Origin of the sequence: Escherichia sp. UTM R2, from assembly GCF_048593455.1 — a bacterium.
In the GTDB taxonomy this organism is placed as follows: domain Bacteria; phylum Pseudomonadota; class Gammaproteobacteria; order Enterobacterales; family Enterobacteriaceae; genus Escherichia; species Escherichia coli.
This window is the reverse complement of the sequence record NZ_JBFWDY010000001.1, coordinates 74003-89728: the sequence shown is the minus strand read 5'-3', so window position 1 is coordinate 89728 and position 15726 is coordinate 74003. Positions and strand designations below refer to the sequence as shown.

General features: G+C 50.2%; 16 protein-coding genes and 3 pseudogenes. 12 read left to right on the top strand and 7 right to left on the bottom strand.

The annotated features are described in order from the left end of the window. Nucleotides 1-34: 34 nt before the first annotated feature. The 3 genes and pseudogenes from AB4H76_RS00610 to AB4H76_RS00600 all read right to left on the bottom strand — a co-directional run bounded on the left by AB4H76_RS00610 (nt 35) and on the right by AB4H76_RS00600 (nt 2636). A complete protein-coding gene (locus tag AB4H76_RS00610; RefSeq protein ID WP_001067855.1) occupies nt 35-739 on the bottom strand; it encodes an IS6-like element IS26 family transposase in 705 nt (234 codons plus the stop codon). A gap of 152 nt (nt 740-891) precedes the next feature. Continuing rightward, nucleotides 892-1713, bottom strand: coding sequence for a lincosamide nucleotidyltransferase Lnu(F) (lnu(F), locus tag AB4H76_RS00605; RefSeq protein WP_000939727.1), 822 nt, complete (start codon nt 1711-1713; stop codon nt 892-894). An 84-nt stretch (nt 1714-1797) separates the two neighbouring features. Continuing rightward, nucleotides 1798-2636 (bottom strand): annotated as a pseudogene (locus AB4H76_RS00600) (AadA family aminoglycoside 3''-O-nucleotidyltransferase). Nucleotides 2637-2784: 148 nt separating this feature from the next. On the opposite strand from AB4H76_RS00600, the pseudogene intI1 reads away from it, so the two are divergent. Further along, nucleotides 2785-3582: pseudogene (gene intI1 / locus AB4H76_RS00595) on the top strand (class 1 integron integrase IntI1); the annotation flags it as partial. A gap of 52 nt (nt 3583-3634) precedes the next feature. On the opposite strand, the gene AB4H76_RS00590 reads toward intI1, so the two are convergent. After that, entirely contained in the window at nt 3635-4339 is a 705-nt protein-coding gene (locus tag AB4H76_RS00590; protein WP_001067855.1) for an IS6-like element IS26 family transposase, read from the bottom strand. Nucleotides 4340-4724: 385 nt separating this feature from the next. Here AB4H76_RS00590 and AB4H76_RS00585 point away from each other — a divergent pair, with 385 nt between their 5' ends. Continuing rightward, nucleotides 4725-5141, top strand: coding sequence for a fosfomycin resistance glutathione transferase FosA4 (locus tag AB4H76_RS00585; protein ID WP_034169466.1), 417 nt, complete (start codon nt 4725-4727; stop codon nt 5139-5141). 4 nt (nt 5142-5145) lie between these two features. Here AB4H76_RS00585 and AB4H76_RS00580 read toward each other — a convergent pair whose 3' ends face one another. The 3 genes and pseudogenes from AB4H76_RS00580 to AB4H76_RS00570 all read right to left on the bottom strand — a co-directional run bounded on the left by AB4H76_RS00580 (nt 5146) and on the right by AB4H76_RS00570 (nt 7093). Next, complete coding sequence (locus tag AB4H76_RS00580; RefSeq protein WP_034169467.1) at nt 5146-5664, bottom strand: FidL-like protein; 519 nt, start codon at nt 5662-5664, stop codon at nt 5146-5148. Continuing rightward, a pseudogene (locus tag AB4H76_RS00575) lies at nt 5664-6335 on the bottom strand (winged helix-turn-helix domain-containing protein); the annotation flags it as partial. The gene AB4H76_RS00580 and the pseudogene AB4H76_RS00575, both read right to left, overlap by 1 nt. A 53-nt stretch (nt 6336-6388) precedes the next feature. After that, the gene (locus AB4H76_RS00570; RefSeq protein WP_001067855.1) at nt 6389-7093 is read right to left on the bottom strand and encodes an IS6-like element IS26 family transposase; all 705 of its coding nucleotides are present in this window, start codon (nt 7091-7093) and stop codon (nt 6389-6391) included. Between the two features lie 24 nt (nt 7094-7117). Between AB4H76_RS00570 and AB4H76_RS00565 the strand changes: the two genes are divergently transcribed. From AB4H76_RS00565 to AB4H76_RS00520, 10 genes are all read left to right on the top strand, one after another. Further along, a complete protein-coding gene (locus tag AB4H76_RS00565) occupies nt 7118-7396 on the top strand; it encodes a hypothetical protein (protein ID WP_063116921.1) in 279 nt (92 codons plus the stop codon). Nucleotides 7397-7403: 7 nt separating this feature from the next. After that, a complete protein-coding gene (locus AB4H76_RS00560) occupies nt 7404-7853 on the top strand; it encodes a helix-turn-helix domain-containing protein (protein WP_023281052.1) in 450 nt (149 codons plus the stop codon). Next, a complete protein-coding gene (locus AB4H76_RS00555; protein ID WP_152930637.1) occupies nt 7832-7981 on the top strand; it encodes a hypothetical protein in 150 nt (49 codons plus the stop codon). The genes AB4H76_RS00560 and AB4H76_RS00555 overlap by 22 nt, the downstream gene beginning before the upstream one ends. Nucleotides 7982-8500: 519 nt before the next feature. Further along, nucleotides 8501-9040 (top strand): hypothetical protein, encoded by a 540-nt coding sequence (locus tag AB4H76_RS00550; protein WP_039021305.1) that lies wholly within the window; start codon nt 8501-8503, stop codon nt 9038-9040. 10 nt (nt 9041-9050) lie between these two features. Further along, complete coding sequence (locus tag AB4H76_RS00545) at nt 9051-9500, top strand: hypothetical protein (RefSeq protein ID WP_039021304.1); 450 nt, start codon at nt 9051-9053, stop codon at nt 9498-9500. Nucleotides 9501-9507: 7 nt separating this feature from the next. Continuing rightward, nucleotides 9508-10026, top strand: a complete 519-nt coding sequence (locus AB4H76_RS00540; RefSeq protein WP_224435189.1) for a hypothetical protein — start codon at nt 9508-9510, stop codon at nt 10024-10026. A gap of 71 nt (nt 10027-10097) precedes the next feature. After that, a complete protein-coding gene (locus AB4H76_RS00535) occupies nt 10098-10505 on the top strand; it encodes a hypothetical protein (RefSeq protein WP_001567331.1) in 408 nt (135 codons plus the stop codon). 42 nt (nt 10506-10547) lie between these two features. Continuing rightward, a complete protein-coding gene (locus tag AB4H76_RS00530) occupies nt 10548-10751 on the top strand; it encodes a hypothetical protein (RefSeq protein ID WP_001567330.1) in 204 nt (67 codons plus the stop codon). 248 nt (nt 10752-10999) lie between these two features. Then, complete coding sequence (locus AB4H76_RS00525; protein WP_023281053.1) at nt 11000-13048, top strand: DNA methyltransferase; 2049 nt, start codon at nt 11000-11002, stop codon at nt 13046-13048. Between the two features lie 4 nt (nt 13049-13052). Further along, a complete protein-coding gene (locus AB4H76_RS00520; protein WP_023281054.1) occupies nt 13053-15689 on the top strand; it encodes a DEAD/DEAH box helicase family protein in 2637 nt (878 codons plus the stop codon). The last annotated feature ends 37 nt before the right edge of the window (nt 15690-15726 follow it).

Below are 15726 nucleotides of genomic sequence, written 5' to 3'. Positions count from 1 at the left end.
GCGATGAGGCAGCCTTTTGTCTTATTCAAAGGCCTTACATTTCAAAAACTCTGCTTACCAGGCGCATTTCGCCCAGGGGATCACCATAATAAAATGCTGAGGCCTGGCCTTTGCGTAGTGCACGCATCACCTCAATACCTTTGATGGTGGCGTAAGCCGTCTTCATGGATTTAAATCCCAGCGTGGCGCCGATTATCCGTTTCAGTTTGCCATGATCGCATTCAATCACGTTGTTCCGGTACTTAATCTGTCGGTGTTCAACGTCAGACGGGCACCGGCCTTCGCGTTTGAGCAGAGCAAGCGCGCGACCATAGGCGGGCGCTTTATCCGTGTTGATGAATCGCGGGATCTGCCACTTCTTCACGTTGTTGAGGATTTTACCCAGAAACCGGTATGCAGCTTTGCTGTTACGACGGGAGGAGAGATAAAAATCGACAGTGCGGCCCCGGCTGTCGACGGCCCGGTACAGATACGCCCAGCGGCCATTGACCTTCACGTAGGTTTCATCCATGTGCCACGGGCAAAGATCGGAAGGGTTACGCCAGTACCAGCGCAGCCGTTTTTCCATTTCAGGCGCATAACGCTGAACCCAGCGGTAAATCGTGGAGTGATCGACATTCACTCCGCGTTCAGCCAGCATCTCCTGCAGCTCACGGTAACTGATGCCGTATTTGCAGTACCAGCGTACGGCCCACAGAATGATGTCACGCTGAAAATGCCGGCCTTTGAATGGGTTCATGTGCAGCTCCATCAGCAAAAGGGGATGATAAGTTTATCACCACCGACTATTTGCAACAGTGCCACTTGACCTGATAGTTTGGCTGTGAGCAATTATGTGCTTAGTGCATCTAACGTCAAAATCAGCGGCGCGTTTTTATGCGTCCGCTGGATTTACTTGTTGTGCGGCGTCGCAGACTCATTGAGCAACCTTTTTGCCTGCGCAATTACAGTTCTCGGAAGCTCGATATTCAGAGGTTCTGTCACGCTCTTGAACAATTCGAGACTCCACGTCCACGTTTGATGATAGGCTGCACATAGTGCTCTTGGTTCTGCACTGCTTGTGCATGCCAGATAGCGATTATACGAGTCCTCCGAGATATCCTTTTCGAGCGCGCGTGAAGGTGTCGGCCAGTGGTCTGTTGCCCCTTCGTGGAGTCGAACCAGCTTGAGTAGGTTTTCATGTGCTTTGCTGAGCAAAGCCCAGGCGCGAGCGTACTCTCCCCGATTTAAAAGATTGGCCCCAAAGAGCATCAGGCTGATGAGGTTCAACACAAGCCCTTCCACCAGCGGCGCGCCTTCACGTATCGGGGGACCGCCCACGAGAGCGCTTGCGTACCTTGACAACTCTCCTGATCGGTCCAACAAAACAGCCGCCTCAAGCGAGGGAAACCACCCATAGCCTTGCCAAGTGGAAATGACCGGTATGTCCGATTTTCGCATGAAATGGAATTCACCGCGAATGCCGTTTTCAAAAAGTGCGGTGTGGTGGCCGAAGTCGTCCGGAAAGTAAGCAGCAACCGGACTTACGGCATTAAGCCACGAGCGCTGATCGAAATTTTCAAAATGGTCATCCTGGATGAACACTGCGAATTCGATATCAGAGAACTCGTCACCCTCTCCGATAGCAAATGAGCCGAACATCAATGCCGCGATTATTCGTGCATCCTCATGACAACCTTCCTTGAAGAGTTCGATCATTTTCAGTTGAAGCATAGAAATATCCTTTTATTGAAGCCACAGATTATGAGGAAAGGTATACGCAGATTTTTGTTTTTTTTCGTCAGCACAACGCCGGAGTTAAGCCGCCGCGCGTAGCGCGGTCGGCTTGAACGAATTGTTAGACATCATTTACCAACTGACTTGATGATCTCGCCTTTCACAAAGCGAATAAATTCTTCCAAGTGATCTGCGCGTGAGGCCAAGTGATCTTCTTTTTGTCCCAGATAAGCTTGCTTAGCTTCAAGTAAGACGGGCTGATACTGGGCAGGTAGGCGTTTTATTGCCCAGTCGGCAGCGACATCCTTCGGCGCGATTTTGCCGGTTATTGCGCTGTACCAAATGCGGGACAACGTAAGCACTACATTTCGCTCATCGCCGGCCCAGTCGGGCTGCGAGTTCCATAGCTTCAAGGTTTCCCTCAGCGCCTCGAATAGATCCTGTTCAGGAACCGGGTCAAAGAATTCCTCCGCTGCCGGACCTACCAAGGCAACGCTATGTTCTCTTGCTTTTGTAAGCAGGATAGCTAGATCAATGTCGATCATGGCTGGCTCGAAGATACCCGCAAGAATGTCATTGCGCTGCCATTCTCCAAATTGCAGTTCGCGCTTAGCTGGATAACGCCACGGAATGATGTCGTCGTGCACAACAATGGTGACTTCTACAGCGCGGAGAATCTCGCTCTCTCCAGGGGAAGCCGAAGTTTCCAAAAGGTCGTTGATCAAAGCTCGCCGCGTTGTTTCATCAAGCCTTACGGTCACCGTAACCAGCAAATCAATATCGCTGTATGGCTTCAGGCCGCCATCCACTGCGGAGCCGTACAAATGCACGGCCAGCAACGTTGATTCCAGATGGCGCTCAATGACGCTTAGCACCTCTGATAGTTGGTTCGAAATTTCGATGGTCACCGCTACCCTCATGATGTCTAACTTTGTTTTAGGGCGACTGCCCTGCTGCGTAACATCGTTGCTGCTCCATAACATCAAACATCGACCCACGGCGTAACGCGCTTGCTGCTTGGATGCCCGAGGCATAGACTGTACCCCAAAAAAACAGTCATAACAAGCCATGAAAACCGCCACTGCGCCGTTACCACCGCTGCGTTCGGTCAAGGTTCTGGACCAGTTGCGTGAGCGCATACGCTACTTGCATTACAGCTTACGAACCGAACAGGCTTATGTCCACTGGGTTCGTGCCTTCATCCGTTTCCACGGTGTGCGTCACCCGGCAACCTTGGGCAGCAGCGAAGTCGAGGCATTTCTGTCCTGGCTGGCGAACGAGCGCAAGGTTTCGGTCTCCACGCATCGTCAGGCATTGGCGGCCTTGCTGTTCTTCTACGGCAAGGTGCTGTGCACGGATCTGCCCTGGCTTCAGGAGATCGGAAGACCTCGGCCGTCGCGGCGCTTGCCGGTGGTGCTGACCCCGGATGAAGTGGTTCGCATCCTCGGTTTTCTGGAAGGCGAGCATCGTTTGTTCGCCCAGCTTCTGTATGGAACGGGCATGCGGATCAGTGAGGGTTTGCAACTGCGGGTCAAGGATCTGGATTTCGATCACGGCACGATCATCGTGCGGGAGGGCAAGGGCTCCAAGGATCGGGCCTTGATGTTACCCGAGAGCTTGGCACCCAGCCTGCGCGAGCAGCTGTCGCGTGCACGGGCATGGTGGCTGAAGGACCAGGCCGAGGGCCGCAGCGGCGTTGCGCTTCCCGACGCCCTTGAGCGGAAGTATCCGCGCGCCGGGCATTCCTGGCCGTGGTTCTGGGTTTTTGCGCAGCACACGCATTCGACCGATCCACGGAGCGGTGTCGTGCGTCGCCATCACATGTATGACCAGACCTTTCAGCGCGCCTTCAAACGTGCCGTAGAAGGCACTGTTGCAAAGTTAGCGATGAGGCAGCCTTTTGTCTTATTCAAAGGCCTTACATTTCAAAAACTCTGCTTACCAGGCGCATTTCGCCCAGGGGATCACCATAATAAAATGCTGAGGCCTGGCCTTTGCGTAGTGCACGCATCACCTCAATACCTTTGATGGTGGCGTAAGCCGTCTTCATGGATTTAAATCCCAGCGTGGCGCCGATTATCCGTTTCAGTTTGCCATGATCGCATTCAATCACGTTGTTCCGGTACTTAATCTGTCGGTGTTCAACGTCAGACGGGCACCGGCCTTCGCGTTTGAGCAGAGCAAGCGCGCGACCATAGGCGGGCGCTTTATCCGTGTTGATGAATCGCGGGATCTGCCACTTCTTCACGTTGTTGAGGATTTTACCCAGAAACCGGTATGCAGCTTTGCTGTTACGACGGGAGGAGAGATAAAAATCGACAGTGCGGCCCCGGCTGTCGACGGCCCGGTACAGATACGCCCAGCGGCCATTGACCTTCACGTAGGTTTCATCCATGTGCCACGGGCAAAGATCGGAAGGGTTACGCCAGTACCAGCGCAGCCGTTTTTCCATTTCAGGCGCATAACGCTGAACCCAGCGGTAAATCGTGGAGTGATCGACATTCACTCCGCGTTCAGCCAGCATCTCCTGCAGCTCACGGTAACTGATGCCGTATTTGCAGTACCAGCGTACGGCCCACAGAATGATGTCACGCTGAAAATGCCGGCCTTTGAATGGGTTCATGTGCAGCTCCATCAGCAAAAGGGGATGATAAGTTTATCACCACCGACTATTTGCAACAGTGCCGTAATTATTTAGGATATAACTCTGTGATTTAGTCTTTTTAGATAACGTATTTATGTCTTTATGCTGTAAAGCCCATATTGATTTTGCCTTCAATAAGGCGGTTTTTAGCCCGATTTTATCGGGCGCATGAAATGTTATTAGATTGCTAAATGATTTCAAAAAAGGGGTAACATAGCGCGGGGATTAGTGTGGCGAGGCGCAGGTTTCCGACGGTAGCCTAAACGCAAAAAATGCGCTTTTTAGCCGGTGATGAGGTGAGGCCATGAGGGGATGCGTGGCCGATCACAGTTTACAACAGGGTTTGATAACGGGAGGAAAAGTCATGCTGCAGGGATTGAATCATCTGACGCTGGCGGTCAGCGATCTGGCGTCAAGCCTGGCGTTTTATCAGCGGTTACCTGGAATGCGTCTGCACGCCCGTTGGGATAGCGGAGCATATCTTTCCTGCGGGGCGTTGTGGCTATGCTTGTCGCTGGATGCGCAGCGGCGTAAAACGCCCGCTCAGGAAAGCGACTATACCCATTATGCTTTCAGCGTGGCGGAAGAGCACTTTGCCGAGGTGGTCGCCCAGCTGGCGCACGCGGGGGCCGAAGTATGGAAAGACAACCGCAGCGAAGGGGCGTCGTACTATTTTCTCGACCCTGACGGCCATAAGCTGGAACTGCATGTGGGTCATTTGGCACAGCGGCTGGCCGCCTGTCGGGAACGCCCGTACAAGGGGATGGTCTTTTTTGACTGACGGGTTAGTTCAGCTTACTGCCGGATTTCAACGTGCAGATCCACAGCGGTGAATTGATAGAGCTGAGCAGGATAGCCTTTTCGTTGAGCTTCTGGGCGTTGAGAAACAGCCCGTCGTGGCTGTCGGACATCTCGCGCATAAAGTAGTCGAAAATCACGTCCGGCGATTCATCAATCGAGGAGGCGCTCGATTCCCACTGATTGATGCGGTAATGACGCTCGGTGGCGGAGATGCGTTTGCTGCTGTAGGTAAACTTCACGTAGCGTTGCAGGTAGAGCCAGCCGGCGGCAGAGTCGGTGTAACCTTCGACCACCATCGAGCCTTTACCCTGCGCGCCGAAATTGAAGTGAATATTGCCGTTAACGTTCTCTTTTTCCATGTTTTCAAAGCGCATGATGCCCTTAGTGGAACAGCTCATGACACCCGCGTTGTCGTCAGGGAGCAGCCGCCAGGCGCTAAACGCGGCGGCGGCAATAAATACCAGAACGCAGAGGGCAAAGAACGGACGCGGCGCGAGTCTCATTACGGCTTCCAGGAATAGTAAAAGTAGTTATCGCAATAGCTGAACGGGTTGTCTTCGTGCATGGCGCAGTGGGCAAGGAACACGCGCCCCAGCCCGTTGGTTTCCAGTCGGTCGCCGTAGAAGAAGAGAAAACGTTCACCGGGTTTACAGGCAATATTCAGCCGCTGGCGCACTTCATCGAAGTTCTTGCCGTAGGACTCTTCGCTGACCGAACGTCGCATTTCATCGCTGGCCAGCAGTTCGCACTGGCTATGGCTGAGGCGGGTCAGCGCGATAGGCTGAGATTCGCTGACGCCGACCAGACTGAAGGCAACCAGAAGCAGCGCAATGGTGAGCAAGCAGGCGCCGGCCATGTACCAGCACATCCCGCGGGCATGTGCGGAGCGCGGTGCGTCTGGCGTTGTCGCAACGGGCGGCGGTTCGGCCGGTGTCTGTTGTGGTGAAACCGGTGGCGCGTCGTTCAGCGCTTCGATAATGACCTCGGGATTCAACTGCAAATAGCCGCGCGAGACGGTGACGATGATGTTATCGACGCCGTAATGACGGAAGGTTTTCCGCAGCATGCTGAGATATTGGTTCAGATTGCTGTTGGATGAGGTTAATCCATTGTCATCCCAGACTTTTTTCAGAACATCTTCCCGGCTGACTATCTCGGTATGGCGCAGAAAATAGGGCACTGTTGCAAAGTTAGCGATGAGGCAGCCTTTTGTCTTATTCAAAGGCCTTACATTTCAAAAACTCTGCTTACCAGGCGCATTTCGCCCAGGGGATCACCATAATAAAATGCTGAGGCCTGGCCTTTGCGTAGTGCACGCATCACCTCAATACCTTTGATGGTGGCGTAAGCCGTCTTCATGGATTTAAATCCCAGCGTGGCGCCGATTATCCGTTTCAGTTTGCCATGATCGCATTCAATCACGTTGTTCCGGTACTTAATCTGTCGGTGTTCAACGTCAGACGGGCACCGGCCTTCGCGTTTGAGCAGAGCAAGCGCGCGACCATAGGCGGGCGCTTTATCCGTGTTGATGAATCGCGGGATCTGCCACTTCTTCACGTTGTTGAGGATTTTACCCAGAAACCGGTATGCAGCTTTGCTGTTACGACGGGAGGAGAGATAAAAATCGACAGTGCGGCCCCGGCTGTCGACGGCCCGGTACAGATACGCCCAGCGGCCATTGACCTTCACGTAGGTTTCATCCATGTGCCACGGGCAAAGATCGGAAGGGTTACGCCAGTACCAGCGCAGCCGTTTTTCCATTTCAGGCGCATAACGCTGAACCCAGCGGTAAATCGTGGAGTGATCGACATTCACTCCGCGTTCAGCCAGCATCTCCTGCAGCTCACGGTAACTGATGCCGTATTTGCAGTACCAGCGTACGGCCCACAGAATGATGTCACGCTGAAAATGCCGGCCTTTGAATGGGTTCATGTGCAGCTCCATCAGCAAAAGGGGATGATAAGTTTATCACCACCGACTATTTGCAACAGTGCCGAAAAAACAACAAGAACGCCCATTCCGGTGACAAACAGCACGCAAGACAGTCAATTGCATAACGGTCTTAAAAAGACACTACACGATGCACTGACCGCAAAAATCCAGCTCACTAGCTTTGAGGCTAAATTTCTAAGCGATATGCAAAGCAAGCACGATCTCAACGACTCATTTACATGGCTGACCCAAAAACAACGAGCCACGCTAGAGAAAATTTTAGCTAAATACGGACGGTTCTGAGGTATCTATGGCACTGGTATCAATCAGCGAAGCCGCAAGACTGACAGGAAAAAGTCGCACAACAGTGCAGTCATACATTAAGCAGGGAAAACTGACCAAGTGCACAGATAGCAGTGGTTCTTCAAAGCTAGATACATCAGAGCTTCTGCGTGTTTTCGGATCATTTACTGGTCAGCAACTTGGCAGTGAACAATCAGGCAGCACTGTGCAGAGTTTGGCAGGAGAATCCGTACAGTTAACTGACCAGAATTTGCTGCATGAAAACTATGCTTTAAAAGCTGAAATAGAACTCGTAAAGGCATTGCTGCGTGAAAAAGAACTCCTACTCGCTGAAAAAGACAAGCGCAACGAGGATCTCAAGCAAGCCCTGTTACTGATAGAGTCCAAGCTACCGGCAACACCAGAACCTGTCACGCAGCCGATGGTGAAAAAATCATGGAAATTCTGGAAAAAATAGAGGTTTCAGCCCGTTTGCTGGCTGAAATCATATCCGTCGTTTTGATAACAAACCGGCAACACAAAAACAGCCAATTTTGGGGGCAGAAAACAGGCTGTTTTGCGCGTTTTGACGTGTTTTCGTCGTGAGTACCTGATCGGTGGTGCGCGTAAGATCCCTTATGTTAAATACCACCTGTTTTGGTGCATTTTTCCGCAATTGTATCAGCAGCATTACTGTCAGGTTCCAGCATTGGACGCGATACCTTACAATCATTTCAATCTCTAACAGTCATAAGGCCATGACATGCAGACCGAATTAATCAAAGAACTGAACAAGGTTTTAAAAGCGTTTCCGCAATTTTGGAGCGGAGAAGATTTAAGGGGCCGTTTGGGAAACGGACAATATTGTACGGTAAGCCTGTTTTTTGAACAGTCGAAATCATCGCAGTAGGGTGAACTCCCGCGCTATACGACGTTTTCCGCGGTTTTTGGCTAATCGGATAACCTAAATGCGATACTGATTAGGCGATAATTTAAAAGCGATAGCCACTGGCTCTAAATCAATCCGTTACGGGTATTAGTGGTTAAATACCGCGCTGAACGTACAATAATTTCCGATCTCTAAACTGATCCCTTCTACAACTTGCATACAGGGCACTCGAACCCATGAAACGACTATTAGCCGCCTCATTGGCGCTGGCATTAGCAGGATGCGCTACTCCCGCACCCAAAGCCCCGCATCCAGACAAAGCCGCGATAGAGGCAGCGGAGATTGCCAGATACAGCGATCAGCAACTTTGCCAGGCATCTGACGCGATACAGCCGAGCCTGAATGTTAACCCATCCAGCCATCCTGAATACAACGACAATCTTAGCCGCTCAAAAGCCCTAGAGGCAGCTGCCCGCTCGCGTAATCTGAGCTGCTATAAGCTGAAGGCTGCCAATAGTAAGGCAATCAAACCGATGACCGCGCGCCAGAAGCAGGCCCGTGCAACTGCTGTGTGCGAAGGCTACGCCCAGCGTACCCAGTTCGCTAATCCGTCTGTTGCGTACTCTATGTGCCTCAAAGGCGCGCAATCCACGCCAGAAAAATGCACCCGCGACAATACGCACTTCAGCAGTGAAGCCACTAAGCTCACGGGCGCAAGCCGTGCTGAATACACTGAAATCGGCAATGCCTTCCGCATTGGATGCAATCTGAACTAAGGGATCTCTCATGAAACTACGCCACACACTCATTATGTCCGCGGCGTTTCTTATGGCCTACCAGGCTAATGCTGGCACCCCATCAACCATAGATCCCGCAGCAAAAGAAATAGCGTCAATGATGTGCCGGTGGGTGCTGGACGGGGGTAAGTTGACCGACCCAGCGCAGCGGCTGACAATCTACGAGAACGGAAAATATGAGCGTTGGCTGGAGCTTCACCCGTCCGACAAAGGGGGCATGCCACCTATCGTGTATGAACGCCATCGAGAAGGCGGTTTCGTCGCAGATGACAAGTACAAAGAGTATTACTGGAAAGGCTCTAACTTCCGATTGACGATGCTGCGGGACGCCATCTTGCGCAAAAGCGAGGTAACGTTGGCACTTGAGGATATTTATAATGCGTCCATGCCCATCAGTGATGCAAAGTGTGAGAATGTAACGTATGCAAACAGCAACTAATTCCAGCGTGAAATTTCAGCCTTGGGTGGGTGACCATTATCACTCAAGCCGCTACGGCGTCCGCGTTATGGTGTTGGGTGAGTCCCACTATGGTGAACCGGAAGACTACGCCCCTGACTTTACCCAGCACGTTATTAACGAGCATGCTTTCCAGCCAGGGCTTCGTTTTTTCACGATAGCCACCAATCTGCTACGAGGCACAACTGACGAGCCGACCGCAGAGGAACGGCGTGAAGCCTGGCAGCATGTAGCCTTCTACAACTACGTTCAGGAGTTTGTGGGCGATGCTGGCCGTATACGTCCCACGCGTGCTATGTGGCGTGATGCAGCTACTGTGCTTGAAGAAGTGGTGGCCGAGCTGAGGCCCGATGTCATTTTGGTGTTGGGCTATCAGATGTGGGATCACTTACCGGAACTGCCGGTAACATGGGCTTGCGTCAAGCATCCCTGCGGCGGAATGTCTTACGATGAGGCGATCCCCGAGTTCAACCGAGCCATCGCAGAAGCCCTTTCCCTGGCTGGCTAAAGTTCTTTGGCCTTGGCACCGGCTGGGGTCATTCTTACTCTCCACTGCTACCCATAACTACAGGAATAAAAATGAGTATTCAGCGTCGTGAAGTGTACCTGGTCCTGAAAAAGCTGCCAGATGGGCGGGTGATCTATGTGGAAGGTATCAGATGTGCCCATAATTACTTTTTTGATGGGCATTCCAGAGTAGGCTTATCCGCAGGTAGTTCAGCGAGCTTTGTAGAATTCTCACCTAATGAGCGTCCAATGCAGCTTTTCCACATGCCGAATGAGAACAATGGCAAATGGCAGGCGGCTTTCCATAACTTTGGCTGCTCGCCTGAGTTCGGCGAACCTGAAATGGAATACATCATTTTTGTCGGTGCCTATTCTAACGACCGCGACTGTACTTTCGATCTGATGCGTGAAGGGTTAAATCGTGCGTGGGAAATTGTTGAAGGCAATCGCCAACTGCGAGATGGCGAGTTTAACGACTAACGACACTGCTCATGCTATGGGGCTTTATTTTAAGGACGCCCCATGGCACTAGCCCTACACCACGTCTTTGAGATCCTGCAATTTTCGGCCTCAAAACCGAGCACCGCGCGTGAAGTGCGCGGTATAGTTACCCACGCATACAAAAGCTCATTGCGGCAGTTCACGCTGTTCTCGGGCCTGGTATCGCTGGACGCTCTTTCTCACATCGAAGACGGCACCTACAAAGGGCGTACCCTACTGCGATGATTTGGCCTGTTCAAAAAACAGGCTTGCCGTACAATATTGTCCGTTTCCCAAACGGACCCCTTTTACGTGTTCCGGCGTGTTTTCGTGGTGAGTGGTGTTCGGGTGGTGCGCGTAAGAGAGTTTATGTTAAATACCACTTATTCTGGTGCATTTTCCCGCAACTGAATTCAACTCATCGCTGTCGGGTTCCAGCGCCGGACGCTATATCTTACAATCATTCAGATATTAAACAGTCATAAGGTCATGACATGCAGACAGAATTAATAAAAGAACTTAACAAGGTTTTAAAAGCATTCCCGCAGTTCTGGAACGGAGAGGAATTACAACGTTCAATGGTGAGTGACGCTATCAGTCAAAAGCAGCCAGACCTTATCAAGGCATTGGTGGCGAATGAAAAAATCCGCGCTGTTTACGGTACGGATATAGACGGAATTTTTATTTTTGATTTTGATAATTTATGCAAATTTCTTAAATACAAAGAATACTGGGCGAACAGCTTCACTAAATACCGGAACAAGGTGGGATTAACCAGTGAAGGGAAATACCTTGATTACAGCTCTGATGTGGTGCTGGACTTTCCTTTTAAGGATTGTGTTCTTGAAGGCGGAATGACCAAAGAAAATCAGGGGAAAGATGAGATTTATTACAATGAAATCATTGCTCGTGATGAGATTGATCGACTTTTCTCTCCAAAGGTATTCACTAATGTTAAACGACATACAAAAAATGGTGCACAAAACAATATATCTTACTTTGATCAAAGTGATAATTTAATCATCAAAGGAAATAACTTAATTGCCCTTAATTCATTAATAACCCCCCATAAAGGCGAGGTAAAGTTAATATATATTGACCCTCCATATAACACTGGTTCCGATAGCTTTAAATATAATGATAGATTTAACCACTCCACGTGGTTAACATTCATGAAAAATAGGCTTGAAACATCACTTAAATTATTATCAGATGATGGGTTTATTTTTATACAATGTGATGATAACGAGTTATTCCATTTGAAGGTGTTAATGGATAACATATTTGGTGTAGAAAACTTCATCAATATTATAACAATAAAAACAAAGATAGGTGGTGTATCTGGAAGCTCGGAAGGAAAAAGCTTAAGAGATGCAACTGAATTTATAATTTTATATTCGAAAAGAAAAGAACTTGCCATGCTTAACCCTGTTTTCAAAAAAACAGAGGTAATTCAGTATGTAAATGAATACAAGGATAGCGGTAAGAGCTGGAAATACACTCAAATACTCTTAGATTTAGGTGCAAAAACGCCCATAAAAAGTGAAGATGGAGTTACTTACAATCACTACCCCTATGCCAAAACCACCTCCATATCTAGATTTTCAAAAGAAAAAGGCATAAGTGAAAACGACGTATATAAAGACTATGCAGGGATTGTTTATAGAACAACAAATGCACAATCCAGTGTCAGAGGCCGAGTTCTAAAAGAACTAGAAGAAATAAATAATGGCATTGTTAGCGTAGAGTACACACCATTAAAAGGGAAAAACAAAGGAACGCCAGTTGAAATATTCTACAACGCCAGCAATAAAGATATGTTTATGTTCCTATCCGACATGCTGGAGAAAAATGGTGAAAGTTATAACTACATGCAGAAAATAAATACCTTATGGGATGACATCCAATATAACAATTTAAATAAAGAAGGTGGATATGTAAGTTTCGAAAACGGAAAGAAACCAGAGTTGTTAATTAAAAGGGTCATAGAGCTATCTACAAAGGCAGGCGATTTAATCTTAGACTTTCATTTAGGTAGCGGAACAACCGCAGCAGTAGCCCATAAGATGGGGCGTCGCTACATTGGTATTGAACAGATGGATTACATCAACGACATAACGGTACCACGCCTGCAAAAAGTCATCGGAGGTGAACAGGGGGGGATCTCAAAAGACATCAACTGGCAGGGTGGCGGCAGCTTTGTCTACGCTGAACTGATGGAGCTGAACGCCTACTTTGTGCATGAAATACAGAAAGCGCAGTCCACTGAAGAACTCGAAAAGCTCTTTGCCGTGATGAAAACAGAGGCACATCTCAACTATCAGGTGGCACTGGAGAACGTGCTGTCGGCTGAGTACGAAGTGGATGGTATTTTCCGTAAAGTCGCCTTCAGCGAACTGGAACTGCATGAGCAGAAGCAACTGCTGATTGAAATCCTCGATAAAAATCAGCTCTATGTGAACGCTTCCGATATGGATGACAGTGACCTGAACATTTCAGAGAGCGATAAAGCCTTTACCCGCAGCTTCTACGGAATGGAGTGACGGCATGGCGAAGAAACCGACCTCAGCCGGCAGCGAGAAGCTGCTGTTTAACAAGCTGAAGCAATTTGATGAACCGGGGCTGTTCCACGATAACTACCAGACGCCGGACTACATTCAGGCGAATCTGAAGGATGCCCTGCGTCCGTATCAGCACGGTGCACTGCGTTACCTGCATTACACGCAGCGTAAACGTGAAGAGGCGCTGCTGCATTACCGTCATCTGCTGTTTCACATGGCAACCGGTGCAGGGAAAACGATGGTGATGGCGGGGACGATACTCTATCTGTTTAAAGAGTACGGGTATCAGAATTTCATCTTCTTCGTGCATACCGACGCGATTATCCAGAAAACCCGTGAGAACCTGCTGAATCCGCAGTCGCCGAAGTACCTGTTCAGTCAGGAGCTGGAAATCGACGGGGAAAAAATCACCATCGCACCGGTGGAGACGTTCCCGTCCGTACCGGAACGCAACACGATTTACCTTAAGCTCTCAACCATCCATAAGATGCACGATGAGCTGAACAGCTATCGTGAGAACAGCATCACCTACGAGGATTTGAAGGAAATTCCGCTTGTGCTGCTTGGTGACGAGGCGCATCACTTCAACGCCGGCACCAAAGCCAGAGGAAAGTCGAAAACCTCACCGGAGAACGAGGAGCAGACCTGGGAACGCACGATTGAGAACATCCTCGACCTGCGACCGGATAACCGGCTGTTCGAGTTCACCGCCACCATTGACCTGGCAAATAAAGATATCGGGCAAAAATACCGTGACAAAGTGGTTTATCAGTATGACCTGAAGCAGTTCATGTCAGACGGCTATTCGAAGAAAGTCATGCTGCTGGAAGCCAACCAGAATGACGGTGACAAGATGCTCGATGCGGTACTGTTAAGCCAGTACCGTAAACTGACAGCAGCAGATAACGGCATCACCGGCTTCAAGCCGGTCATTCTGTTCAAGTCGAACAAGATTGCGATATCAAAGGCGAAGCAGGAGGAGTTTTCGCAACTGATTGCGGCAATGACGCCTGAGAGCGTCAGACGCCACCTGGCGAACAAAAGAGTACAGCTCAGCTCTGACACCAGTATCTGGCACAAAGTGATTCAGCGTTACGCTGACAGCGATTTAGTGACGGTTATCCAACAGATTCAGGAAGACTTTAACGACTTCAACCTGCTGAACGTCAACAAGTCAGACCTGCTGGAAGAAAACCCCGTCCTGCTGAACACACTGGAAAACATCGATAATCCGGTGAGAGCCGTCTTTGCCGTGGCGAAGGTCAACGAAGGCTGGGACGTGCTCAACCTCTACGACATTGTCCGCATCAGCGAGCAGGCGAGCAGCAGCAAAACCGGCACGGACAGCGAGGCGCAGCTTATCGGGCGTGGTGCGCGTTACTACCCGTTCGTTTATGACGGTAAGCGCAGCTTCACCCGCCGGTTTGATAACAGCGCGAAAGATTTGAGTGTGCTGGAGCAACTGCACTATCACACCATCAATGAACCAGCTTATATAAAAACGCTGCACGCATCATTAGAGCAGGCGGACATTGACGTGCATCAGGATGGCAGCGGCACGATTGAACACGCCAGACTGAAAGAAGACTTCAAGAAATCCACGGTCTATCAGACGGGTAAGCTGTATTTCAACAAAGTGGAAGAGATTGAGAGCAGCAGCCGGCGCTGGGAAACCTACTCGCTGGAAACACGCTTTGAGATACCGTATCAGACCGCCGGTGAGGAGTCGCTGGACAACCTGACGGGCGCAACGGCAGTCATAACAAAACCGGAACCCCTGGTACTGGACGAGCGTTTTTACCGCAAGGCGATGCAGAGGATCAGCTTCTACGCGCTGGATAACCTGCAACGCTTCTTCCCGAAACTGACCGGCATCCGTGAGTTTATTCGCAGTGACGCCTATCTTGGCAAGCTAAAAATCACCGTCACCGTACCGCAGTCACTGGATTTCTCCTCTGTACCGGCAAAAGAGAAACTGCACCTGCTGGAAACTGTGCTGCTGCGCATCTCAGAGAACATACGCCGCAATGACCAGAAGGTGAAAGGCACGTACCGCTTTATCAGCCAGCCGGTGAAGGAGGTGATTAAAGACTACAGCCTGCACATTGACCCGTCGGTGGTCATTAACCAGAAAATCACCACCGCACCGACCATCGGTAAAAAATGGTACGTGTACGATAACGCGATACTGAACCAGCTTGAGCATCGCCTTGTGAAAACGCTGGAAGCATTCATGCCGAAGCTGAAAGCGCGTTACGACGACATTTACGTACTGCGTAACGACGAGCAGTCAACGCGCTTTAAACTCACGGAGTTCGGCGGCGTGCGCGGGTTTATGCCGGATTTCATCATGATACTGACGCGCCATTCGGACAACACTTACTGGCAGGTGTTCCTTGAGCCAAAGGGGGATGACCGGCTGCTGGATGACGCATGGAAAGAGCAGATGCTGGAAACGCTGAATGACAGGGAGCGCATTGTGATTGATGAAAATGAGGACGTCAGGCTGGTCGGGATTAAATTCTTTGCCAACAGTCAGATGGATGCCTTCGTCAGCGACATGCAGAACAGGCTGAATGAGGGAGAATCGCTCGAAACCGCCTCGTTCTCCCTGCCGTTGTAGGTCGCAACAACACCCAATAGCGGAGCGTAATGCTCCG

Bases quoted from the DNA above. Each gene is read 5' to 3' on its own strand.
- AB4H76_RS00610 (WP_001067855.1), bottom strand. From the start codon at position 739: ATGAACCCATTCAAAGGCCGGCATTTTCAGCGTGACATCATTCTGTGG.
- AB4H76_RS00590 (WP_001067855.1), bottom strand. From the start codon at position 4,339: ATGAACCCATTCAAAGGCCGGCATTTTCAGCGTGACATCATTCTGTGG.
- AB4H76_RS00585 (WP_034169466.1), top strand. From the start codon at position 4,725: ATGCTGCAGGGATTGAATCATCTGACGCTGGCGGTCAGCGATCTGGCG.
- AB4H76_RS00580 (WP_034169467.1), bottom strand. From the start codon at position 5,664: ATGAGACTCGCGCCGCGTCCGTTCTTTGCCCTCTGCGTTCTGGTATTT.
- AB4H76_RS00570 (WP_001067855.1), bottom strand. From the start codon at position 7,093: ATGAACCCATTCAAAGGCCGGCATTTTCAGCGTGACATCATTCTGTGG.
- AB4H76_RS00565 (WP_063116921.1), top strand. From the start codon at position 7,118: ATGATAAGTTTATCACCACCGACTATTTGCAACAGTGCCGAAAAAACA.
- AB4H76_RS00560 (WP_023281052.1), top strand. From the start codon at position 7,404: ATGGCACTGGTATCAATCAGCGAAGCCGCAAGACTGACAGGAAAAAGT.
- AB4H76_RS00555 (WP_152930637.1), top strand. From the start codon at position 7,832: ATGGAAATTCTGGAAAAAATAGAGGTTTCAGCCCGTTTGCTGGCTGAA.
- AB4H76_RS00550 (WP_039021305.1), top strand. From the start codon at position 8,501: ATGAAACGACTATTAGCCGCCTCATTGGCGCTGGCATTAGCAGGATGC.
- AB4H76_RS00545 (WP_039021304.1), top strand. From the start codon at position 9,051: ATGAAACTACGCCACACACTCATTATGTCCGCGGCGTTTCTTATGGCC.
- AB4H76_RS00535 (WP_001567331.1), top strand. From the start codon at position 10,098: ATGAGTATTCAGCGTCGTGAAGTGTACCTGGTCCTGAAAAAGCTGCCA.
- AB4H76_RS00530 (WP_001567330.1), top strand. From the start codon at position 10,548: ATGGCACTAGCCCTACACCACGTCTTTGAGATCCTGCAATTTTCGGCC.
- AB4H76_RS00525 (WP_023281053.1), top strand. From the start codon at position 11,000: ATGCAGACAGAATTAATAAAAGAACTTAACAAGGTTTTAAAAGCATTC.
- AB4H76_RS00520 (WP_023281054.1), top strand. From the start codon at position 13,053: ATGGCGAAGAAACCGACCTCAGCCGGCAGCGAGAAGCTGCTGTTTAAC.